Consider the following 23017-nt stretch of genomic DNA (forward strand, 5'->3'; position numbering starts at 1 on the left):
GCGGCCTTGTCGTTTTCCGAATCGCTCAGAGAGTCCCGAAATGGCCAAAGAAACCGAGATCAAGCTGCGCGCCAGCCGCGAAACCCTCGCCGCCCTGCGCGACCACCCGCTGCTGAAGAAGCGCAACAAGTCCGGCTGGCAGACCCATGAGCTATTCAACCAGTACTACGACACCGCCGAGCGCGACCTGGCCGGAGCCAAGGTCGCCCTGCGCCTGCGTCGTGATGGCGAGCAGTTCATCCAGACCCTGAAGAGCCGAGGCCAGAGCGTGGCCGGACTGTCCGAGCGCAACGAGTGGGACTGGCACCTGAAGAAGGCCAAGCTCGACCTCAAGCTGCTCAACGACGACTGCTGGCCGGCCAGCCTGGCCGGGCTGGACAAGAAGAGCCTGCAACCGATTTTCACCACCGACTTCGTCCGCCAGAAGGCCGAGATCGCCTGGGGTCGCGGCAAGGCCAAGACGGTGATCGAGGCGGCCCTGGATCTGGGCAAGGTGGTGGCCGGCGAGGGCGAGGAAGAAATCTGCGAGCTGGAACTCGAACTGCGCGAAGGCGAACCGGCTGCCTTGCTGGAGCTGGCCTGCGAACTGGCCGCCGACCTGCCCCTGATGCCTTGCGACATCAGCAAGGCCGAGCGCGGCTATCGCCTGTTCGACTCCGGCAGCTACAGCCTGAGCCTACCGCTGCCTGAACTGAACGCCGAGATGACGCTGGACGACGCCTTCGCCGCCCTCGCCTGGCACCTGCTCGGCAGCAGCCAGCGCTTGGCGGAACAGTACCGCTGGAACGGTCACTGGAAGCTGCTGGAGCAGTGGCTGCAACAGCTGATCGATCTGCGTGCGCTGCTCGGCAGCCTCGGCCAGGCCGCGCCACGCGCCTCCAGTCGCGAGCTTCGTGAGGGCCTCGATGCACTGCTGGGAGATTGGCGTCCGCGTCTGGCCACCGGTCGCGACGACGAAGTGTTGCGCCACAACGCCCCAGCCATGTTCGCCGGCGAGCTCCTGGGCAATCGCTGGGGCCTGCTGTCCCTGCAGCTGTCGCGCTGGCTGCTGCAGCGGAGCTGGACGGTCGGCCGCAATTCCCGGGGCGAGCGCCAGGGCACGGCGCCGCTGGGTAACTGGCTGCCGACCCTGCTGGCCGAGGAGGCCGAAGGGCTGCGACTGAAGCACTACCAGCAGTTCCCCGAGGCACTGGCCGAGCAGCTGCCGCGCATCGAGCGCCTGCAGGCCTGGCTACGCCTTGCCCGCCAGGTATCGGAGCTGCCGGAGCTGGATCGTCTGTACGGCGAACTGAGCAAGCTGGAGACGCTTGCAACTCTGGGCAACGATGCCGAAGTGCTAGTCGCACGCCAGGCACAAGCCCATACTGTGGCGACGCTCAAACCCTGGAAGCTGCTGCTGAAATAAGCTGCTCACCCCGTTATCCAGAACCAAGGGAGCTCCATGTCCTCCTTCGCCTCGCCCGCACAGGATCGCTGGCTCGACCTCAACGACATCCTTCGTGAGCTGGTCGCCCAAGGCAAAGTGTCCCAGGAAATCGCCGAGCAATGCATGGTGCTGCGCCGCGCCTCGTCCAACGCGCAGCTGCATCCCTTGGAATTCCTTGCCGCCCAGCAGATCGATGATCTGCAGCGGCCCGGCAAGAAGCATGATCTGGAGGGCCTCACCGTATGGCTGGCCAACTTCGCGGGCCAGCCATACCTGCGCATAGACCCGCTGAAGATCGACGTGGCCGCCGTCACCCCGTTGATGTCCTACGCGTTCGCCCAGCGCCACAAGATTCTCGCGGTGGCGGTGGACAGCGAGTCGGTAACCATCGCCAGCGCCCAACCTTTCGTGCATGGCTGGGAAAGCAACCTGACCCACGTGCTCAAACGCCCGATCAAGCGGGTCGTGGCCAACCCGGCAGACATCCAGCGCTTCACCACCGAATTCTATCGCCTGGCCCGCTCCGTCACCGGTGCCACCGCCGTGGATCAAAAGATCAGCGGCGTTGGCAACTTCGAGCAGTTGCTCAACCTGGGAGCCCAGGACCAGGAACCTGATGCCAACGATGCGCACATCGTCAACATCGTCGATTGGCTGTTCCAATACGCCTACCAGCAGCGCGCCAGCGACATTCACATCGAGCCTCGTCGCGAGGCCGGCACGGTGCGCTTCCGCATCGACGGCGTGCTGCACAACGTCTACCAGTTCCCGCCACAGGTGACCATGGCCGCAGTCAGCCGCCTGAAGAGTCTGGGGCGGATGAACGTGGCCGAGAAACGCAAACCCCAGGACGGTCGCATCAAGACCCGCACCCCCGACGGCGGCGAGGTGGAGCTACGTCTGTCGACTCTGCCCACCGCCTTCGGCGAGAAGATGGTGATGCGGATCTTCGATCCCGAGGTCCTGTTGAAGAGCTTCGACCAGCTCGGCTTCTCGCCCGAGGACCTGCGTCGCTGGGAAAGCATGACCTGCCAGCCCAACGGCATCATCCTGGTCACTGGCCCCACCGGCTCGGGAAAGACCACTACCCTGTACACCACGCTCAAGCAGTTGGCGACCGAAGAGGTGAACGTCTGCACCATCGAGGACCCGATCGAGATGATCGAGGGTGCCTTCAATCAGATGCAGGTGCAACACAACATCGATCTGACCTTCGCCAGCGGCGTGCGCGCCCTGATGCGCCAGGACCCGGACATCATCATGGTCGGCGAGATCCGCGATCTGGAGACCGCCGAGATGGCCATCCAGGCTGCCCTGACCGGGCACCTGGTGCTCTCAACCCTCCACACCAATGATGCCCCCAGCGCCATCAGCCGCCTGCTGGAGCTGGGCGTCCCGCACTACCTGCTCAAGGCTACGCTGCTCGGGGTCATGGCCCAGCGCCTCGTCCGCACCCTGTGCCCACACTGCAAGGCCCCGGCAGAGTTGAACGAGGAGGACTGGCAGAGCCTGACCAAGCCCTGGAGCGCACCGCTGCCGAACCAGGCGCAACGTGCCGTTGGCTGTCTGGAATGTCGCGAAACCGGCTACCGTGGCCGCGCAGGCGTCTACGAGATCATGCTGCTTAACGACAACATCAAGCCGCTGATCACTGCCGACACGGACCTGATCGCGTTGCGCAGGGCCGCGTTCAAGGATGGCATGCGCAGCCTGCGGCTCTCCGGGGCGCAGAAGATCGCCGCCGGGCAGACCACCATCGAGGAAGTACTGCGGGTCACCCCGCAGAGCGAACAGAAGTGAATCCACGGGCGGACAGCAGAGTCCTTCCCGAGCAGACCAGCAGAAAAAGGAGTTCCTATGGAAGTCGGCAGTGTGATCTTTCTCTTCGTCGGTCTGGCAGTGGCCGTCGTGTTCATGGGCTTCAAGGTGGTACCACAGGGCTATGAATGGACAGTGGAGCGATTCGGTCGCTATACCAATACCCTCAAGCCGGGCCTGAATATCATCGTACCGGTGATGGATCGTATCGGCCGCAAGCTCAACGTCATGGAGAGCGTACTCGACATCCCTCCCCAGGAAGCCATCAGCGCCGACAACGCCATCGTCACCATCGATGCAGTGTGCTTTTTCCAGGTGATCAACGCGGCCCAGGCGGCCTACGAGGTCAACGATCTGGAACACGCCATCCGCAACCTGGTGATGACCAACATCCGCACGGTCCTGGGCTCGATGGAGCTGGACGCCATGCTCAGCCAGCGTGACGCGATCAACGAGCGCCTGCTGCGCACCGTCGACGAGGCGACAGCGCCCTGGGGCATCAAGGTCACCCGCATCGAGATCAAGGACATCAGTCCGCCCGCCGACCTGGTCGAGGCCATGGCCAGCCAGATGAAAGCCGAGCGCCTCAAACGCGCACAGATCCTCGAAGCCGAAGGCTCACGCTCCGCCGCCATCCTCACTGCCGAGGGCCACAAGCAGGCAGAAATTCTCAAGGCCGAGGGCCAGCGCCAGGCCGCCTTCCTCGAGGCCGAGGCCCGCGAGCGCGCCGCCCAGGCTGAAGCAGAAGCGACCCGCGTGGTATCCGACGCCATCGCCGGCGGTAACGTGCAGGCGGTCAACTACTTCGTCGCGCAGAAGTATGTCGAGACCCTGGGCCAGCTGGCATCGGCCAACAACAGCAAGGTCATCCTCATGCCGCTGGAAGCCAGTCAGGTAATCGGCGCGGTCGGCGGCATCGGCGAGATCGTCCGCGCCACCTTCGACAAGGACGGCAAGAAGTGATCGAGTACCTGCAGCACCTGTCGTTCTGGGACTGGCTGGCCTTCGGTACTGTCCTGCTGATCCTCGAGGTATTCGGTGCCGGTGGCTATCTACTGTGGATCGGCGTCGCAGCTGCCGCAGTAGGCATACTCACCTACCTGTTTCCGGAGCTGCCCTGGGCCTGGCAGTTCCTGGTGTTCGCTGTACTCTCAGTACTCACCGCCGTGCTCTGGTGGCAGCGCCAGCGTAGTGCTGCCAAGCCCTCGGATGCCCCCGGCCTGAACCGTCGCGGCAGCGAGTTCGTCGGTCGTACCTTCGTGCTACACGAGGCCATCGTAGGCGGGCGCGGCAAGATCAAGGCAGGCGATACCCTGTGGCTGGTTATCGGCACCGATCTACCGGCAGGAAGCTCGGTGCGGGTCGTAGGCCAGGAAGGTGTCCTGCTGAAGGTCGAAGCGCTCTGAGTTTTTGCATGCGCCGTGCGAACGACTAAGGTGCACACAGGGCGAGGGGCGCGAAGCATGCAAGAAAGGCATACACGACCACGGGGTGGCGGCAGCCAGACCGGGCTGGAGGACGGTGATCGGCGTTCGCTGATGAGCCTGATCTTCAACGCCACCGGGCTGACCATCGGCGCCTTCTCGCTACTGCAGTTCAGTTCGGGGAACACCCTGTTCGCCAGCCTAGAGGTGCTCGCCTGCATCGCCCTGCTTGCGGCGGGACGGAGCGTCCATCGCTCACGGCATCTGGAACTGTGGATCTATCTGTACCTGCTACCGACCTTCGCCTTCATCCTCTATATCGGCCTGATGCCAAAGGCTTCCGCGGCAGCCTTCGTCTGGGTCTACCTGATTCCGGTCCTGTCCTACCTGATGCTCGGCAAGCGTCGTGGTGTACGCCTGGCGCTGCCGTTCATGCTGCTGGCATTGACACTCCACTACCTCAGGCACCCCCTTCCTTCCACCGCCCTGGAGTGGATCGACGCCGGCAACGCCATCCTCTGCGGTGCGCTGATCGTGGTTTTCGTCCATCTCTACGAAACCCGCCGGGCAGCCGCCTTCGCCGAACTCCAGCGCCAGGCGCAAACCGACCCACTGACCGGCACCGACAGCCGCGGCCATTTCAAGCAGGAACTGAGGCGCGCGCTGAAAGAGGCGGGCCGTAGCCAGAGCCCGGTCGTGATAGCGCTGATGGATATCGACCATTTCAAGAGCGTCAACGACCGCCACGGCCACGATGCCGGTGACCACGCCCTGCGCCACGTCTGCGATCTGCTGTACCAACGCCTGCGCACCACCGACAACCTCGGCCGGCTAGGTGGCGAGGAATTCGGCCTACTATTGCGCAACACCGATGCAGCCAGCGCCATGCCGCTGCTGGAGTCGCTACGCGAGCTGATCTGCATCCAACCGCTGGACTACGCCGGACAGACCATCGAGCTGTCTGCAACTTTCGGTCTCGCCGAATGGCCCCGCGATGGCCAGACTCCGGACGAGCTGTATCGCTGCGCCGATCGACGTCTGTACCAGGGCAAGCAGGACGGCCGTAATCGCGTGATTGGCGAGTCCCTGGCAGAAGCCTGACGTACGAAGGGTGGAACTCCCCAGTCACCGGTAGGCTCAGAACTCTCAGATACAGTCGCCAATGGAGTCACCCGCCATGCGTATTCGCCCGTATGTCGCCACCCTCGCGTTGATCGCCATGCCTATCGCCCCCGCCATGGCGGACGCAGGTTTCTGGCGTGACGTTCTCTCCTCCGGTGCCACCACCGCCTCGACCTACCTGACATTCAAGGACAACAAGCAGGTCATGGCGGCCCGTGACGATGCCAGCGCGTTCATCGCCAGTGGCGGGCAGATTCGTGGCGCCCATCTCGAAGCCGCTATGCAGCGGGTTCGGGCCGACCATCCCCAGCTGCAAGCCAGCGATGAAGAGCTGGCCCAGGCCCTGCTGATCCAGCCGACGAGTTTGCAGACCCCGCGCTGATGCATAGCGCGGCTAGACTCCAGCCAATGCACCGGCTGGAGAACAGGGATGGTGAAATCATTGCTGCTGGTACTGCTGACAGGGCTGCTCGGCGGCTGCCAGCTATTGGAGCTGGACCGCCAGATGGATCTGGCGCGGCAGACTCAGGTGCTGATTCCCGGCAACCTGCAGGTCGATGCCAAGCAGCCTGCGCTGGTCGCCCTGCTGGCCGACGACCATGTTCGTGCCTACCGCAGCGTTCAACCCGGCGGACTGTTCTATTTCAGCATGGCCGCCGGCGACTACCAGCTCCTGGCCTTCGAGGACCTCAACGGCAACCTGCGCCTCGACCCCGGCGAGCCCTACCAGCAGCTGGCTGATCCCCGCACCGCGCCGTTCCAGGTTCAACCGAGCCCAGAACAACGCCTCGCCCTGGGCCAGCTCAACACCTTGCGCCCCTCGACCATGACCAGCACGACGCCACCCGATCTGGACCTGAGCCTCGAACGCCTTTATCGCGACCTGCCGCGCGCGCGCCACAACTACCTGCGGGTGACCGATTTCGACGACCCCCGCTTCTCCGCCGCCCGCGTCGCCCAAGGCGCCTGGCAGCCTTTGGATTTTCTCAGTGAGGTGGGCTACGGCTTGTACCTGCTGGAACCCTGGGACGAGGACAAGGAGCCCATCGTACTGGTCCACGGCATCAACAGCTCGCCGACTGTATGGCGTGAGCTGACCGCCGGCATCGACCACGAACGCTTCCAGTTGCTGCTGTTCCACTACCCCAGCGGGCTGCCGCTGAACAACAGCGCCTACCTGCTCAGCGAGGCACTGCGCGATGTGCAGCTGCGCCTCAAGCCCGAGCGCCTGCACCTGTTCGCCCATAGCATGGGCGGCCTGGTCGCCAGGCGTACCGTGCAGCTACTGGCGCCAGGCGGTGCTGATGAGCGCCTATGCCTGTTCCTGACCCTGGCCACGCCCTGGGACGGCCACCCCTCGGCCGCCACCGGCGTGTCGCGGGTGCCGGTGGATGTGCCGGTATGGCGCGACATGTCGCCCGGCAGCAACTACCTGCAGGCGCTGTTCGCCGCGCCCCTGTCGGCGCATATCCGCCAGTGGCAACTGGTCAGCTACGCCGGCAACAGCCGCATGCTCGCCGAACCCAACGACGGCACCGTGCCGCTAGCCAGCGAACTGCTGCCGGCCGCCCAGGACGAGGCCGAGCGCCTGTACCTGCTGGAGGAGAACCACACCAGCATCCTCGCCAGCACGCGCAGCCAACTGCTGCTGCGGCGGGCACTGGATTCACTGCCGAAGCAAGGTTGCCGGCCCTGAGGTAGCCCGCCCCAGAAACAACAAGGCCGCCCGAGGGCGGCCTTGTCACGACAACGCGCGGATCACTCGCGATAGTCGTCCATCGGCACACAGGCGCAGAACAGATTGCGGTCGCCGTAGACGTTGTCCACGCGGTTCACCGCCGGCCAGTACTTGTGCGCGCGAGTGTGGGCGGACGGGGTCACCGCTTCCTCGATGCTGTACGGTCGCTCCCACACGCCGATCACGTCGGCCAGGGTGTGCGGGGCACGCTTGAGCGGGTTGTCCTCGGCCGGCCACTCGCCGGCGGCAACCTTGGCGATCTCGGCGCGGATGCTCAGCATGGCTTCGATGAAGCGGTCCAGCTCTTCCTTAGACTCGCTCTCGGTCGGCTCGATCATCAGCGTGCCCGGTACCGGGAAGCTCATGGTCGGGGCGTGGAAGCCGTAGTCCATCAGGCGCTTGGCCACGTCTTCCTCGCTGATGCCGGTCTCGGCCTTGAGCGGGCGCAGATCCAGGATGCACTCGTGGGCGACGCGGTCGTTGCGGCCGCTGTACAGCACCGGGAAGGCACCGCCCAGCTGACGAGCCAGGTAGTTGGCGTTGAGGATCGCCACCTCGGTAGCGGTGGCCAGCTGCGGACCCATCATGGCGATGTACATCCAGCTTATCGGCAGAATGCTGGCGCTGCCCCAGGGCGCGGCGCTGACCGCCGTGTTCTGCGGGTTCGGGCCTTGCAGCTCGACCACCGGGTGGTTGGCAACGAAGGGCGCCAGGTGTGCGCGCACACCGATCGGGCCCATGCCCGGGCCGCCACCGCCGTGCGGGATGCAGAAGGTCTTGTGCAGGTTCATGTGCGACACGTCGGCGCCGATATCGGCAGGACGTGCCAGACCAACCTGGGCGTTGAGGTTGGCCCCGTCCATGTACACCTGGCCGCCATGGGAATGCACCACTTCGCAAATCTCGCGGATGCCTTCCTCGTACACGCCGTGAGTCGACGGGTAAGTGATCATCAGGCAGGAGAGCTTGTCGCCGGCCTCAGCGGCTTTGGCCTTGAGGTCGTCCATGTCGACGTTGCCGGCGGCGTCGCACTCCACCACCACCACCCGCATGTTGAGCATCTGCGCCGAGGCCGGGTTGGTGCCGTGGGCCGAAGCCGGGATCAGGCAGATGTCACGGTGGCCGTCGTTGCGGCTCTCGTGGTACTTGCGGATGGCCAGCAGGCCGGCGTACTCGCCCTGGGCACCGGAGTTGGGCTGCATACAGATGGCGTCGAAACCGGTGATAGCGCGCAGCCAGGCTTCCAGCTCGTCAATCATCAGCTTGTAGCCGGCAGCCTGCTCGCGCGGGGCGAAGGGGTGCAGCGCGCCGAATTCCGGCCAGGTCACCGGGATCATCTCGCTGGTGGCGTTCAGCTTCATGGTGCAGGAACCGAGCGGGATCATGGCCTGGTTCAGGGCCAGGTCCTTGTTCTCCAGGCGCTTGAGGTAGCGCAGCATGTCGGTTTCGCTGTGGTGGCTGTTGAACACCGGGTGGGTCAGGTAGGCCGAGGTGCGGCGCAGATCAGCCGGGATGCCTTCCGGCACGTTGCCGGCGTCCAGCTCAGCCACGCTCAGGCCGTGGTCGGCACCGAGGAAGATCGACAGCAGCTGCTCGACGGTCTGTGCGCTGCTGGTCTCGTCCAGGCTGATGCCCAGCTTGCCGCGACCGAGGATCCGCAGGTTGATGCGCGCAGCCTTGGCCGACTCGAGGATGGCGGTCTGCATGCCGCCGACTTCCAGGGTCAGGGTGTCGAAGAAGAACTGGTTGTCGCGCTTCAGGCCTTTCTGCTCCAGGCCGGAGGCCAGTACGGAAGTCAGGCGATGCACGCGCTGGGCAATGCGCTTGAGGCCTTCCGGACCGTGGTACACGGCGTAGCAGCTGGCCATGTTGGCCAGCAGCACCTGCGAGGTGCAGATGTTGGAGTTGGCCTTCTCGCGGCGGATGTGCTGCTCGCGGGTCTGCAGGGCCATGCGCAGCGCGGTGTTGCCGCGGGCGTCCTTGGACACGCCGATGATGCGGCCGGGCATGGCGCGCTTGAAGGCGTCACGGGTGGCGAAGAAGGCCGCGTGCGGGCCGCCGTAGCCCATCGGTACGCCGAAGCGCTGGGCGGAGCCGAGTACCACGTCCGCGCCGAGCTCGCCGGGCGGGGTCATCAGCAGCAGGCTGAGCAGGTCGGTGGCGACGCAGGCCAGGGCGTTCTTGGCGTGCAGCTGTTCGATCAGCGGCTTGATGTCACGGATCTCGCCGTGGGTATCCGGGTACTGCAGCAGCGCGCCGAACACGTCGAGGCCGGCCAGCTGGTCCAGCGCGCCGACCTGGACTTCGATGCCGAAGCCTTCGGCACGGGTCTGCACCACCGAGATGGTCTGCGGGTGGCAGTTCTCGTCGACGAAGAACATATTGCTCTTCGACTTGGCCACGCGCTTGGCCAGGCCCATGGCCTCGCCAGCAGCGGTAGCCTCGTCGAGCAGCGAGGCGCTGGCCAGGTCCAGGCCAGTCAGGTCGATGGTCAGCTGCTGGAAGTTCAGCAGCGACTCCAGGCGACCCTGGGCGATTTCCGGCTGATAGGGGGTGTAGGCGGTGTACCAGCCCGGGTTCTCCAGCAGGTTACGCAGGATCACGGTCGGGGTGATGGTGCCGTGGTAGCCCATGCCAATCAGGTTGGTCCACAGCTGGTTCTGCTCGGCGTAGCCCTTGAGCTTGGCCAGGGCACCCTGCTCGTCCAGCGCCGCCGGCAGGTCCAGCGGGCGGTTGAGGCGGATGGCCGGCGGCACGGTCTGCACGATCAGCTCTTCGCGGCTGGCGACACCGAGGGCGTCGAGCATGGCCTGTTCTTCACGGGCATCCGGGCCGAGATGACGGCGGAGGAAGGCATCGGGCTGTTGCAGTTGGTCGAGACGGGGCGTGGACATGACGGGGCTCTCGAAAAATGACAGAGCCTCGACGGATCGAGGCTCGACAGCGGAAATCGTGATTCTGGACGGCAGGCCGCGTGCTAGACGCGCCCACTCATCTTAGAACCTGTTTACGATCTTGCGAGCTAGAGAAAAACAAAGCGAAAGTGGCTGAGGAAGCGGAGTTTACACAACGTAAATGAGCATTCCGAAGCCGCTTTCAACGCAGTTTTTCCGACGCGCAGCAGATCGTAAATAGGTTCTCAGGCATCGGCGGAGCAGACGGCTTCGTAGCCGGCAGCGTCGAGCAGCTCTTCCAGCTCGGCCGGATTGCTCGGCTGCAGCTTGAAGAACCAGGCCTCGTAGGGCTCGCCGTTGACCTGCTCGGGAGCGTCGGCCAGGGCCTCGTTGACGGCGAGGACTTCACCGGCGATCGGCGCGTAGATGTCGGAGGCGGCCTTCACCGACTCGACTACACCGGCTTCCTGGCCGTTGGCCAGCTGCTTGCCGACTTCCGGCAGCTCGACATAGACCACATCACCCAGCGCTTCCTGAGCATGATCGGTGATGCCGACGGTGACCGAGCCATCGGCCTCCAGGCGGATCCACTCATGGCTGGCGACGTAACGCAGATCGGCGGGGATATTGCTCATTGTTGTAATCCTCGGAATCGGTAGGCGGAACGTCCGCCCGGAAAATTTAGCAGCTGGCGCGGGGCCTGCCCCGCACTGTTCGAATCAGATCACGGCCTTGCCATTGCGAACGAAGTTCGCTTGCACGACCCGTACCGGATACCACTTGCCACGAATCTCCACCTCGGCACGGTCGCCGGTAGCGGCCGGTACCCGGGCCAGGGCGATGGACTTGTTCAGCGTCGGCGAGAAGCTGCCGCTGGTGATCTCCCCCTCGCCAACGCCTTCCACCCGCACCACCTGGTGAGCACGCAGCACACCGCGCTCCTCCAGTACCAGGCCGACCAGCTTGAGCTGGTCGCCGGCGGCGCGCTGGCTTTCCAGGGCGCTGCGGCCAATGAACTGGCGCTCGGTCGGTTCCCAGGCGATGGTCCAGGCCATGTTCGCGGCCAGTGGGGAAACCTCTTCGTCCATGTCCTGGCCGTACAGGTTCATGCCGGCCTCCAGGCGCAGGGTGTCACGGGCGCCCAGGCCGATCGGAGCGATGCCGGCACCGACCAGCTCGCTGAGAAAGCCCGGAGCCTCGGCCGCAGGCAGCATGATTTCCAGGCCGTCCTCACCCGTGTAACCGGTACGGGCGATGAACCAGTCGCCTTCCGGCAGGCCCTGGAACACCTTGAGCTCCTGAATCAGAGCAGCGCGGGCCGTGCTCACCAGTTCGGCAGTCTTGGCACGGGCATGAGGCCCCTGGATGGCCAGCATGGCCAACTCGGCACGCTCGGTAAGAGTGACATCGAAACCAGCGGTACGAGAACGCATCCAGGCCAGGTCCTTGTCGCGGGTGGCGGCGTTGACCACCATGCGATACCCCCAATCGGTGAGATAGACGATCAGATCGTCGATCACCCCGCCACGCTCGTTGAGCATGCCACTGTAGAGGGCCTTGCCCGGGGTCTTCAGGCGCTCGACATCGTTGGCCAGCAGATGCTGCAGCCAGGCCTTGGCCTGGGCGCCGGTGATGTCGACCACGGTCATGTGGGAGACGTCGAACACGCCGCAGTCGCGGCGCACCTGATGGTGCTCCTCGACCTGGGAACCGTAGTGCAGCGGCATGTCCCAGCCACCGAAATCGACCATCTTGGCGCCGAGCGCCAGATGCTGTTCATACAGGGGTGTACGCTGTCCCATGGATAACTCCTTGATGCGGGCCCTGCCCTGGTGGGTACGGGCTCATGGACGGCTGCGTCAGCAGGCGCGCATTGTAGCCCCGTGCAAAGAAACTGGACACTCCGTGTGGTCAATGCCCCGGCTGGCGGGCGGAGCGGCGGATCAGGCCGATTACCGGCAGCAGGCCGACCAATACCAGGGTCAATGCCGGCAGCGCGGCACGGGCCCACTCGCCCTCGCTGGTCATCTCGAAGATACGCACCGACAGAGTGTCCCAGCCAAAGGGTCGCATCAGCAGGGTCGCCGGCATTTCCTTGAGTACATCGACGAATACCAGCAACGCGGCGGACAGCGCTCCCGGCGCAAGCAACGGCAGGTAGACGCGCAGGAACAGTGACGGCCCACTCACCCCCAGGCTGCGCGCGGCCTGCGGCAGCGAAGGACGGATACGCGCCAGGCTATTCTCCAGGGGACCATAGGCCACTGCCATGAAGCGCACCAGATAAGCCAAGAGCAGAGCGAACAGGCTGCCCAGCAGCAACGGCTTACCGGCGCCACCGAGCCAGGAGGATAGCGGGATCACCAGTTCGCGATCGAGGAAGCTGAAGGCCAGCATGATCGACACCGCCAGCACCGAGCCGGGCAATGCATAGCCAAGGTTGGCCAGGCTCACCGCGCTACGGATCGGCCGGGTCGGGGCCTGGCGCCGGGCGAATGCCAGCAGCAGCGCCACTGCGACCGTGATCAAAGCCGCCAGAGCACCGAGGGAAAGGGTATGCAGGATCAGGCCGGCGTATCGCTCGTCCAGATCAAAGCGGCCGCGCTGCCAGAACCACACCAGCAGCTGCAGCAACGGCACCACGAAGGCGCAGGCAAATATCAGGCCGCACCATGCACTGGCAGCGAAGGCCTTCCAGCCGTGCAAGCGGTACAACGCCCTGCCCCGCGGCCGCTCGCTGGCCGGGCGACTAGCGCCACGGGCACGGCGCTCACCGTAGAGCACCAGCATCACCGCCAGCAACAACAGACTGGCCAGCTGAGTGGCACCTGAGAGGCTGTAGAAGCCGTACCAGGTCTTGTAGATGGCGGTGGTGAAGGTATCGAAGTTGAACACCGCCACCGCGCCGAAGTCGGCCAGGGTTTCCATGATTGCCAAGGCCAGTCCGGCACCGATGGCCGGCCAGGCCATCGGCAGCGCCACGCGCCAGAACGCCTGCCAGGGTGATTGGCCGAGCACTCGCGCAGCCTCAAGCAGTCCTCGGCCCTGGGCCAGGAAGGCGCTGCGCGCGAGCAGGTAAACGTAGGGATAGAACACCAGCACCAGCACGGCGATCACGCCGCCGGTAGAACGGACACGTGGAAAACGTATGCCCGTACCGAACCACTCGCGCAAAGCGCTCTGCACCGGCCCGGAAAAATCGAACAGACCGATGAAGACGAAGGCCAGCACGTAGGCGGGAATGGCGAAAGGCAGCATCAGCGCCCAGTCCAGCCAACGCCGACCGGGAAACTCGCAGAGGCTGGTGAGCCAGGCAAGACTGACACCGAGCACCGTCACCCCAATACCGACACCCAAGACGAGCACCAGGGTATTGCCGAGCAGACGCGGCATCTGGGTATCCCACAAATGGCTCCAGATCTCGCCATCGATCTCGTGCCAGGACAGCGCCAATACCGACAGCGGCAACAGCACCAGCGCAGCGATGGCAAAGGCTATGGGATACCAGCGACGTTGAGCAGGGTGGGCCACGCAGACTCCTTGGCGGTGGAAACGAAACGCCCCGGACAGGCCGGGGCGTCGAGTATATAAGGCTCAGCCTATCCCACGAGCAGGCGCATCAACCGGAGGATGGAAACCGCACAGCGTTTTACACCGATTGGCACCGCAGGCGTTAAACGGTGGGATGGAAAAACGCCATCCACCTGACGCAAGCCCCGCTCTACTTCAGTTCCAGCCACCGTGAGCCGGAGCGTTCTCGGTGTAGTGCGACAGGGCGACACCCGTGATCAACTCATACTCGCGACCAAACAGGGTAAACAGCCCCCGGAAAGATAGGCATCGCGGTTGTTCTACCGTGGCGCTCCCGACCAGCGATTGGGGGTACATGCAAGCGCGGAACCATCTACCACACGGGAAGAACCGTTCATGTAGTTGATCAGTTGATCGAAGCCCATGACGCTGTGACTGAGTTCGGCCTTGCCACTCCAGCAATTGCCTCAATTCAGACCCTTAGCGACTGCGCCATGGAAATTTAGTTGCGAACATACACTGCCACTTACACCCTCAGATATTGGGGCAGGACGTCATTACGCTTGTGCCATCAAGGGTTTTCGATACACATCTGCACGCTGCCAACGGCGAACAAAGTCTGGCGGCAACCGTCTACCGGCCCTACACGCGGGGATATGCTGAGTTGGATCAGGCGCTGCTGCCAGGTCGTCGGTGTGCCGTCGAATTCCGGCGCGTTACCCGGCACGATGCGCACCGCGCTGCCCTGCACTGCGACGTCCGACAGTATCTGCGTGATGGCACCATTGGTGGCGATCACATTTTTCAAGGTGAAGGTAAGCGCCGCCCCATTCACCAGCACACCCGCGATGGCGATGGTCCACCCCAGTCGCAGCACCCAGGCCCAGCGGGAATCAGCCTGCGTCGTCGCACGGCGCCGCCAGACCAGGGGCAACACCGCCACCAGCCAGAACGGCGATACCAACCGCGCCCACCAGGAAACCGGGAATAGCAGGGTTGCAGTGAACACAGCCAGCGTCCAGAACGGTCCCAGCCACGCCTGATCCTGACGTATCGACCGGCGCATCTGCCAAAGCGCGACGCCTCCGACCAGCAATACACCCAACACCTGCACCCCGAACCAGGACCCGAACCCGCCGATGCGAATGTCGAAAATCGAGACGAATTCGTCAGCCGACCATTGCCCTGGCCACTTGAGCTGGGCCAGCTCCGGCGCAACCGGGTTGCTGCTTTTGCCGAACACCAGGAAGGTCATGCGCTGCCAAGCGCCGGCATCTCGCAGATTCAGCGGGCCCGTAACGACCTCGGTCGTGGTGCCGAAGACCTGACCGGTCTCCAGCGGTATCGCCAGATATGGGCGCCATCCCACGATCACCAGCGACACGGCGAGGACCGCAAGCAACAGCCCGCCCAGCCTCACTGGCACGCGCCGCTGGTCAAGCGCCGCCTGGAGCACGACAACCAGACCGATCACCCCGGCCCAGTACAGGCCGGTGATCTTGCTGTTGATCAACAGCAGAATGGCGCCGCACAACACCACCAGGCCAGCCCGATGATGACGGGTGGGCAGCAGAATGGCCCCGGCAATCGCGATGACGACCAACGAATAGACCACGCCATCGAGTTCGAAGCTCGTCAGTTGAAGCAGCATGACGGGGTTCGCCTGCACCAGCACCGCAGCCAACGCGACCGCCGGCGTCCAGGCACCACGCAACTGGCGCATCGCCACGGCGATCAGGGGCATGCTCGCAAAAGCAAGCAGCCATGCGGGCGCCTTGCCCGCTTCGAGCCCCGACTCAAGCCAGGGAGCCAAGGAGATGAAAAGACCCTGCAACGTCCACAGGCCGTTCGGATATACCGTCGAGAAAAACCACTGTGATCGGGTGGTGAGCGGATTGAGTCCGTTGGCGATCTCGAGTGCGCTCGGAAGATGAATCGCCTGTCCGTCGTAGGAAATATCGCGAACACTCGCCCCCAGAAGCACCGCGATCAGGCCAAGCAGCCCGACCGTCAGCAAGGAGACCAGGAAAACACCACGCGAGGGCCGCATGCTCCACCAGACCACCAACCCGGCCACCGACAAGGCCAGCGCGGCACTGATGAGCGGTGACACCGCCCCCAGCCCGCGCAATATGCCCGTCACAACCAGGAACAAGGCAAACGACGCCACCACCCATACGCCAAGACTCAGGCCATGGTTCTCAAGACAAGCAGTGCGGGAAACTGTGCTCATTTCACGGGCCATAAAAACCAAATACCTTTGCCGACCCACAGTGCAATCACCGCCAGCAACTGCACGTCCGAGGTCAGCGCATCGGTCGGTGACTCGCCCGCGGCAAGCTGGTCGGCCAGGAACCTGTAGCGAAACACGCCGAACAGCACCAGCGGAATAGTTACCACCAGTTCCGACCGGGTCGACATCACGAACATGCTCATGCTATAGAAAAGTAAGGCCTCGACGGCCGACATCTCGGCATACCGACTCACCAAGGCCACAGAATACTGCTTGAGCACTTCTCAGCCACCTGCTGCTGCAATTTCTGACTCCACTTGATCGCCGCCAGAAACAGGGCCAGGCAGAGTAGGTGACGAACATCCAGCTACTGACCGGAACGGCCTCGGCGACCACCTCCACGTACTGGCGGAGCACAAAACACATGGCGATCGTGAAGTTGCGAGCACCAGCATGTATTTGAGAATTGCGCTGTAGGCCAGATTCAGGACGAGAAGGTGGCAATGACCGCGACGACCTTGGGAAGCACGATGAGCGCGGCCGATACCAGGAGTGCACCCAACTCCAGCGGCTGGGGCCGCGCCTTGGCGAGATGCTGTCGGTCGAGCTCGACGTCGAAAAGGTCGTTGACGATATAAGTGGCCGATGCGGCGACGCAGAGCAAGGCCATTGCCAGCACGGCATGCCGGATGGCCCTGGGTCAGAAAAAATGGCCGGAAAAGATCAGCAGTACCAGGACGAAGCCGTTCTTGATCCACTGCTTTAGGCTCAGCAGCCTCAGCGCACCGCGTAGGCGGGCCCGGAAAGACTGGATGGCTGGGCCTATCATCCATCGTGCTGCACTCGGGCGGGTTTCATTCACTCGGATTGACCGAGATGCCGGCAATTCAGCCGCACAGGATATCCCGATTCGTGCGCAACGCAGCACTGTCAAATTCTCGGAAACCCAGGCGGGCTGACAGCAAGAGATCGCGGACTTGCCCTCGAATGGCCATGGCGCCGGAGTAGAGGTAGTCACACCGTCGATAGCGAAGTTGTCGATGGAGAAGCCACGCGACCAGAACGAACTGTCTGTCCATCCATTCACCCTCGCCGATCATCTCGGAAATGCGTAAGGCCGAACGGACGCATCAGCAGGGTCGCGGGCATTAGCACCGCAGCATGGGCCACGCAGGCTCCTTGGCGGCAAAGACGAAACGCCCCGGACAAGCCGGGGCATCGAGTATATAAGGCTCAACCTATCCTACGAGCTCGGTCCATCAGCTGGAGAATGGAAATACTCCATTCACCCTACACACGCTCCGCTCTACTTCAGTTCCAGCCGACGCGGTCCATCAGCTTGATGGCTTCGGCCTGGCGCTTGCCAGCCACTTCGACCGGGATACTGTCGGCCTTGAACTCGCCCCAGGCCGCGACCTCCGCCGACGGCTTGACCGCCGGATTGGCCGGGAACTCCTGGTTGATCTCGGCGAACAGGCCCTGGGCCTCCGGCGTGGTCATCCACTCGACCAGCTTCTTCGCCGCCTCCGGATGCGGAGCGTGCTTGGTGAGGCCGACGCCGGACAGGTTCACATGCACGCCGCGATCAGTCTGGTTGGGCCAGAACAGCTTGGCGCGCAGTTCGGGATTGGCCTTGTGCAGGCGGCCATAGTAGTAGGTGTTGACGATGCCAACGTCGCACTGACCTGCATCCACCGCCTGGACGACGGAGTTGTCGTCGGCAAATACGTCAGTAGCCAGGTTGTTTACCCAGCCCCGGACGATCTGCTCGGCCTTCTCCGCACCGTGGGCCTCGATGAGGGTACCGGTGAGGGACTGGTTGTAGACCTTCTTGCTGGTGCGCAGGCACAGACGGCCTTCCCACTCGGGGCCGGCCAGCGCCTCATAGGTGGTCAGTTCGCCAGGCTTCACACGCTCGGTGGAGTAGACGATGGTCCTGGCGCGCAGCGACAGGCCCGTCCATGCATGGTTACTGGAGCGGTATTGGGCCGGGATATTGGCGTCGATGATCGGCGAGGTGAAGGGCTGCAGAATGCCCATCTGCTCGGCCTGCCAGAGATTACCGGCATCCACCGTGATCAGCAGATCGGCCACGCCATTCTCACCCTCTGCCTTGATGCGCTGCATCAAGGGCGCCTCCTTGTCGGTGATGAACTTGATGTTCACCCCGGTCTTGGCGGTATACGCATCGAAGACCGGTTTGATCAGCTCATCGATACGCGAGGAATAGACCACCACTTCATCGGCGGCCGCGGCGGAACCGGCGGCAACGCTCAGGGCCAGGAAGGCGAGCAGGCTTTTGGACGGCGACATGGCAAAGGCTCTCGTGACAGCGAAAGGATCACAAATGGTAGTGACTCTCAGCTACGAGCTATAGTGCTTTTATGTCGCAGTGTTTGTCCGGGCCGATTCCTCTCCGGCGCCGAAGCACTCAGGCGCTGGCCAGCTCGGGTAGGTCACCGACCAGGCCGAGGGCACGGCGGACGAACATAGCCTTGGCATCCGGCAACTCGTCGATCCAGTTGAGGCCACTGTTACGCAGCAGGCGAATCGGCAGCGGATCAGCCTGGAACAGACGCTCGAAACCTTCCATGGCCGCCATCATCGCGAGATTGTGCGGCATGCGACGGCGCTCGTAGCGACTGAGCACACGTACGTCATTCGGCTGTTCACCACGCTGCAGCGCATGCACCAGCACCTCGGCCAGCACCGCGGCATCGAGGAAGCCGAGATTGACTCCCTGCCCCGCCAGCGGATGGATGCTGTGTGCGGCGTCGCCGATCAGCGCCAGACCACTCTCGACGTAGCGCTTGGCATGGCGCTGACGCAGCGGAATGCACACACGTGGATCGGTCGCGGTCACAGGGCCCAGGCGCCACTCGAATGCCTTGCCCAGCTCATGGCGGAAGGCCTCGTCGCTCAATGCCATCAGGCGTTCGGCCTCGGCAGGCACGGTGGACCAGACGATCGAACACCAGTGTTCGTCGCCCTGGCGATTCAGCGGTAGGAAGGCCAGCGGGCCGTCGTCGGTGAAGCGCTGCCAAGCGGTAAGCTGGTGGGAGCGCTCGCAGCGCACGCTAGTGACGATGGCGTGATGCAGGTAATCCCACTCGCGGGTGGCGAAACCGGCCAGGCGACGTACCGCCGAGTTGGCGCCATCGGCAGCGACCAGCAGGGGAGCACGCAGCTGGCGGCCATCGGCCAGGGTCAGCAGCCAGCCATCGCCACTGCGGCGTAATTGCTCAAGGCGTGCGTTGCCGAGCAGGCCGATCTGACTGTCATGCAGACGCTCGAGCAGGGCGTCCTGCACCACGCGGTTCTCGACGATATGCCCGAGCACCTCGGCGTGCACACTAGCCGCGGAGAAGTGCACGCTGCCGGTACCGGAACCGTCCCACACCCGCATGTCGCGGTAGGGCGACGTCCGCCGGGCAGCGATGCCTTCCCAGACGCCGAGACGCTCGAGAATGCGCTGGCTCGCCGCGGACAGGGCGCTGACCCGCGGCTCGAAGGCCCCACTGGCATCGAAGGGTTTGACGCTGAGCGGGCCACCGTCGACCACCAGGATCTCCAGGCCGCTGTGCTCCAAGGCCAGCGCCAGGGCACTGCCGACCATGCCGGCGCCAACGATGATCAGGTCCGCTTGCATGCTGCTTCCTTAAGCCACTTGCCGCGCACGCGGCTTGAGACGTACGTAGAGGGTCTTGTGCACGCTGGCCACCAGAGTGCCTGCGCCGTCGCGAATATCCACCTGCAGCTGGGGCAGGTACTTGTCGCCCCCTGCCGTCTGCTCGCGAATCTGCGCCAGCAGGGCATCATCAATGCGGAACTCGGCGAACACCGGCCCCTTGCCGGGGCTGACGAAGTCAATGCTGGCGGCCTTGTCCCAGACGATGTAGTCATCACCCAGCAGCGGCATCAGCAACAGCATGTAGAACGGGTCGATCATGCTGTAGAGCGAGCCACCGAACTGGGTGCCGACGAAGTTGCGGTTGTACCAACGCAACGCCATCTTCACCCGCGCCTCACGGCAGTCGGGGGAAATATGCTGTACCCGGATACCCGCGCCGATGTACGGCGGATAGAGGTTAAGGCCCAGACGCAGAAGGCGCGCACGGCGCGACAGTTTCGAATCACTCATACAGTTTTCTCAGAACCTGTTTACGACCTTCTGGATTAGAGCCAGACAAGGCCTTGGCGGCCCCACAAAAACGGCCGAGGAAGCGGAGTGTACAAGCAGTACTGAGCATTCCGAGGTCGCTTTTAATCCCGTATGGCCGACAGCCAGGAGATCGTAGACAGGTTCTCACAGACTACGAGTTCCCAGGCCCATGGCCTGGCGGGCGAACCAGCGCTTGGCTGGCGGCAACAGATCGAGGCCAAGCAGGCCTAGTGTGCGCCCGGCCACCAGCAGCGATTCGTCGCGGCCGAACAGACGGGTGACGCGGTCGGAGAAGCCGACGGTCAGCGCCTGATCCTGGCTCTGCCGCTCCAGGTAGCGCTGCAGGCCGGCGAAATCGCCGGGTTGTTCGCCACCTGCCAGGAGGGTTTCGGCCAGGGCCTGTGCATCGCGCAGAGACAGGTTGAAGCCCTGCCCCGCCACTGGATGCAGGCTGTGCGCGGCGTTGCCGAGGATCACCAGGTGCGGGCGCACCTGCTCGGTAGCCTCCACCAGCGCCAGCGGGTATACATGCCGTGCGCCGACCTGGCGCAAGGCGCCGAGACGATAGCCGAAGGCCTGTTGCAGCTCGCCGAGGAACTCACGCTCGGGTATCCGCTGCAGGCGCTCGGCATCCACCGGCGGACGGGTCCAGACCAGTGCGCAGCGCTTGTCCGGCATTGGCAGCAGAGCCAGTGGGCCCTGTTCGGTGAAACGCTCGAAGGCCTGGCCAGCATGCCCTTCGGCCGGGGTGATATTGGCAATCAGTGCACTCTGGTCGTAGGGCGAGTGGCGTACGGCGATGCCGAGCTGCTCGCGCAACCCGGAGCGACCGCCGTCGGCCAGCACGGCCAGGTCACAATCGAGGCGGGAGTCATCACCGAGGAACAGGCGGTAGCCATCGTCCAGCGCCTCCATGCGGGTCACTTCCGCCGGGCAACGCCACTCGACCACTTCGGGGTCCAGGGCGCGCCACAGACAATGACCCATCCAGGCATTTTCCAGCACGTACCCCAGGGCTGGCACGCCTTCATCGGCGGCGGATAGGCGGGTAGCACCAAAGCGGCCCTGATCGGAAACCTGGATCTGGGTGATGGCCTCGGCCCGCTCGGCCAGTGCTGGCCAGAGGCCGAGGCGCTCGAATATCTGCCGGCTGCCGTAGGAAAGAGCACTGGAACGCGCGTCATAGCTGGGCTGCCAGGCATTGCCCGGAGCGAAGGGCTCGACCAATACGATACGCCAGCCGCGCGCGCGCGCCCCGGCCTGCAGTGCCAGAGCCAGGCTGGCGCCGACGAGACCACCACCGACAATGGCGAGCTGAACGCGACTCATCAGGCCGCCTGATGCGCAGCGGCCATCAGCGCCTCGATCTCGGCGACTGTCTTGGGCACGCCGTTGGTAATGACCTCGCAACCAGTCTTGGTCACCAGCACATCATCTTCGATGCGCACGCCGATGCCACGCCACTTCTTCGCCACCTTGTCATTGTCGGTGGCGATATAGATGCCCGGCTCTACGGTCATGCTCATGCCTGGCTCGAGCACACGCCACTCGCCGCCGACCTTGTAGTCGCCGACGTCGTGCACATCCATCCCCAGCCAGTGGCCAGCGCGGTGCATGTAGAAGGGCTTGTAGGCCTCCGCCGCGATCAGTTCCTCGACGTCACCATCGAGCAGCCCCAGCTCCACCAGGCCTGCAGTGATCACCTGCACGGTTGCCTCGTGCGCCTCGTTCCAGTGCTTGCCTGGAGCGATGTGCTTGAACGCTTCCTCGTTGGCCTGGAGCACCAGCTCGTAGATGGCCTTCTGCTCGGGCGAGAACTTGCCGTTGACCGGGAAGGTACGGGTGATGTCGCTGGCGTAGCAGTCGATCTCGCAACCGGCGTCGATCAGCACCAGATCACCATCCTTCAACGGGGCGTCGTTCTCGCGATAGTGCAGGATGCAGGCGTTCCTGCCCGCGGCGACGATGGAGCCGTAGGCCGGCATCTTCGCGCCGCCCTTGCGGAACTCGTAGTCCAGTTCGGCTTCCAGGTGGTATTCGAATAGTCCGGCGCGGCTGGCCTGCATGGCCCGGACATGAGCCCGCGCGCTGATCTCAGCGGCCTCTTTCATCACCTTGGCCTCCGCCGCGCTCTTGTACAGACGCATATCGTGCAGCAGGTGGTCGAGGGCGACGAACTCGTTAGGTGGAATCGCTCCCTGGCGCGCTTTCGAACGGATCACGTTGACCCACTCCATCAGCCGATGATCGAACTCCTGATGCGTCCCGATCGCATAGTAGACGCGCTCGCGCCCCTCGATCAGGCCGGGCAGGATGTCGTCGATATCACTGATAGGGAAGGCATCGTCAGCTCCGTACTGCGCGATCGCGCCATCCTGGCCGGCACGCAGGCCGTCCCACAGCTCGCGTTCGGGATCCCGCTCGCGGCAGAACAATACGTACTCGCCATGCTCACGCCCTGGAATCAGGGCTAGCACCGCTTCCGGCTCGGGGAAGCCGGTGAGGTACTGGAAATCACTGTCCTGGCGGTAGACATGCTCGACATCACGGTTACGGATATACACCGGAGCGGCCGGTAGGATGGCGATACTGTTGGGCTCCATCTGCTCCATCAGCGCCTTGCGCCGACGGGCATATTCCGCCTTGGGGATACTGACCATGACTCGACC

General features: G+C 64.1%; 19 protein-coding genes. 7 read left to right on the plus strand and 12 right to left on the minus strand.

The window, feature by feature from the left end:
• The first annotated feature begins 40 nt into the window (after positions 1–40).
• The 7 genes from IB234_RS01250 (at position 41) to IB234_RS01280 (ending at position 7486) form a co-directional block, all read left to right on the plus strand.
• Positions 41–1405 carry an inorganic triphosphatase gene (locus IB234_RS01250; protein WP_192312598.1) on the plus strand — a complete coding sequence of 455 codons (1365 nt, stop codon included), beginning with the start codon at positions 41–43 and terminating at the stop codon, positions 1403–1405.
• A gap of 36 nt (positions 1406–1441) precedes the next feature.
• On the plus strand, positions 1442–3226 hold the full coding sequence (locus tag IB234_RS01255) for a GspE/PulE family protein (protein WP_192312600.1): 1785 nt from the start codon (positions 1442–1444) through the stop codon (positions 3224–3226).
• 57 nt (positions 3227–3283) lie between these two features.
• A complete protein-coding gene (locus IB234_RS01260; RefSeq protein ID WP_192312602.1) occupies positions 3284–4207 on the plus strand; it encodes an SPFH domain-containing protein in 924 nt (307 codons plus the stop codon).
• Positions 4204–4650 carry an NfeD family protein gene (locus IB234_RS01265; protein WP_192312604.1) on the plus strand — a complete coding sequence of 149 codons (447 nt, stop codon included), beginning with the start codon at positions 4204–4206 and terminating at the stop codon, positions 4648–4650. Before IB234_RS01260 ends, IB234_RS01265 begins: the two co-directional genes overlap by 4 nt.
• Positions 4651–4707: 57 nt before the next feature.
• Positions 4708–5769, plus strand: a complete 1062-nt coding sequence (locus IB234_RS01270; RefSeq protein ID WP_192312605.1) for a GGDEF domain-containing protein — start codon at positions 4708–4710, stop codon at positions 5767–5769.
• Between the two features lie 76 nt (positions 5770–5845).
• Positions 5846–6172, plus strand: coding sequence for a DUF2388 domain-containing protein (locus IB234_RS01275; RefSeq protein ID WP_192312606.1), 327 nt, complete (start codon positions 5846–5848; stop codon positions 6170–6172).
• A 48-nt stretch (positions 6173–6220) separates the two neighbouring features.
• Entirely contained in the window at positions 6221–7486 is a 1266-nt protein-coding gene (locus IB234_RS01280; RefSeq protein ID WP_192312607.1) for an esterase/lipase family protein, read from the plus strand.
• A 62-nt stretch (positions 7487–7548) separates the two neighbouring features.
• Here IB234_RS01280 and gcvP read toward each other — a convergent pair whose 3' ends face one another.
• The 12 genes from gcvP to pepP all read right to left on the minus strand — a co-directional run bounded on the left by gcvP (position 7549) and on the right by pepP (position 23008).
• Positions 7549–10422, minus strand: coding sequence for an aminomethyl-transferring glycine dehydrogenase (gene gcvP, locus IB234_RS01285; RefSeq protein ID WP_192312609.1), 2874 nt, complete (start codon positions 10420–10422; stop codon positions 7549–7551).
• 245 nt (positions 10423–10667) lie between these two features.
• A complete protein-coding gene (gene gcvH, locus IB234_RS01290; RefSeq protein ID WP_192312611.1) occupies positions 10668–11057 on the minus strand; it encodes a glycine cleavage system protein GcvH in 390 nt (129 codons plus the stop codon).
• 84 nt (positions 11058–11141) lie between these two features.
• Positions 11142–12224: a glycine cleavage system aminomethyltransferase GcvT gene (gene gcvT, locus IB234_RS01295; RefSeq protein ID WP_192312613.1), complete on the minus strand. Its 1083-nt coding sequence runs from the start codon at positions 12222–12224 to the stop codon at positions 11142–11144.
• A 109-nt stretch (positions 12225–12333) separates the two neighbouring features.
• On the minus strand, positions 12334–13953 hold the full coding sequence (locus tag IB234_RS01300; protein WP_192312617.1) for an ABC transporter permease: 1620 nt from the start codon (positions 13951–13953) through the stop codon (positions 12334–12336).
• A gap of 571 nt (positions 13954–14524) precedes the next feature.
• Positions 14525–16186, minus strand: a complete 1662-nt coding sequence (locus IB234_RS01305; RefSeq protein WP_192312619.1) for a hypothetical protein — start codon at positions 16184–16186, stop codon at positions 14525–14527.
• Positions 16183–16467, minus strand: coding sequence for a hypothetical protein (locus IB234_RS23870; RefSeq protein WP_225580202.1), 285 nt, complete (start codon positions 16465–16467; stop codon positions 16183–16185). Before IB234_RS23870 ends, IB234_RS01305 begins: the two co-directional genes overlap by 4 nt.
• A gap of 203 nt (positions 16468–16670) precedes the next feature.
• The gene (locus tag IB234_RS23875) at positions 16671–16856 is read right to left on the minus strand and encodes a hypothetical protein (RefSeq protein WP_225580204.1); all 186 of its coding nucleotides are present in this window, start codon (positions 16854–16856) and stop codon (positions 16671–16673) included.
• Positions 16857–17497: 641 nt separating this feature from the next.
• Positions 17498–18499: an extracellular solute-binding protein gene (locus IB234_RS01315; RefSeq protein ID WP_192312622.1), complete on the minus strand. Its 1002-nt coding sequence runs from the start codon at positions 18497–18499 to the stop codon at positions 17498–17500.
• 118 nt (positions 18500–18617) lie between these two features.
• Positions 18618–19835 (minus strand): 2-octaprenyl-3-methyl-6-methoxy-1,4-benzoquinol hydroxylase, encoded by a 1218-nt coding sequence (locus IB234_RS01320; RefSeq protein ID WP_192312625.1) that lies wholly within the window; start codon positions 19833–19835, stop codon positions 18618–18620.
• 9 nt (positions 19836–19844) lie between these two features.
• A complete protein-coding gene (locus IB234_RS01325) occupies positions 19845–20327 on the minus strand; it encodes a DUF4442 domain-containing protein (RefSeq protein WP_192312628.1) in 483 nt (160 codons plus the stop codon).
• A gap of 165 nt (positions 20328–20492) precedes the next feature.
• Positions 20493–21677, minus strand: a complete 1185-nt coding sequence (ubiH, locus tag IB234_RS01330) for a 2-octaprenyl-6-methoxyphenyl hydroxylase (protein ID WP_192312631.1) — start codon at positions 21675–21677, stop codon at positions 20493–20495.
• On the minus strand, positions 21677–23008 hold the full coding sequence (pepP, locus tag IB234_RS01335; RefSeq protein WP_192312634.1) for a Xaa-Pro aminopeptidase: 1332 nt from the start codon (positions 23006–23008) through the stop codon (positions 21677–21679). The genes ubiH and pepP overlap by 1 nt, the downstream gene beginning before the upstream one ends.
• Positions 23009–23017: the final 9 nt, after the last annotated feature.

This window comes from Pseudomonas sp. PDM16 (genome assembly GCF_014851865.1).
Taxonomy (GTDB): Bacteria; Pseudomonadota; Gammaproteobacteria; order Pseudomonadales; family Pseudomonadaceae; genus Aquipseudomonas.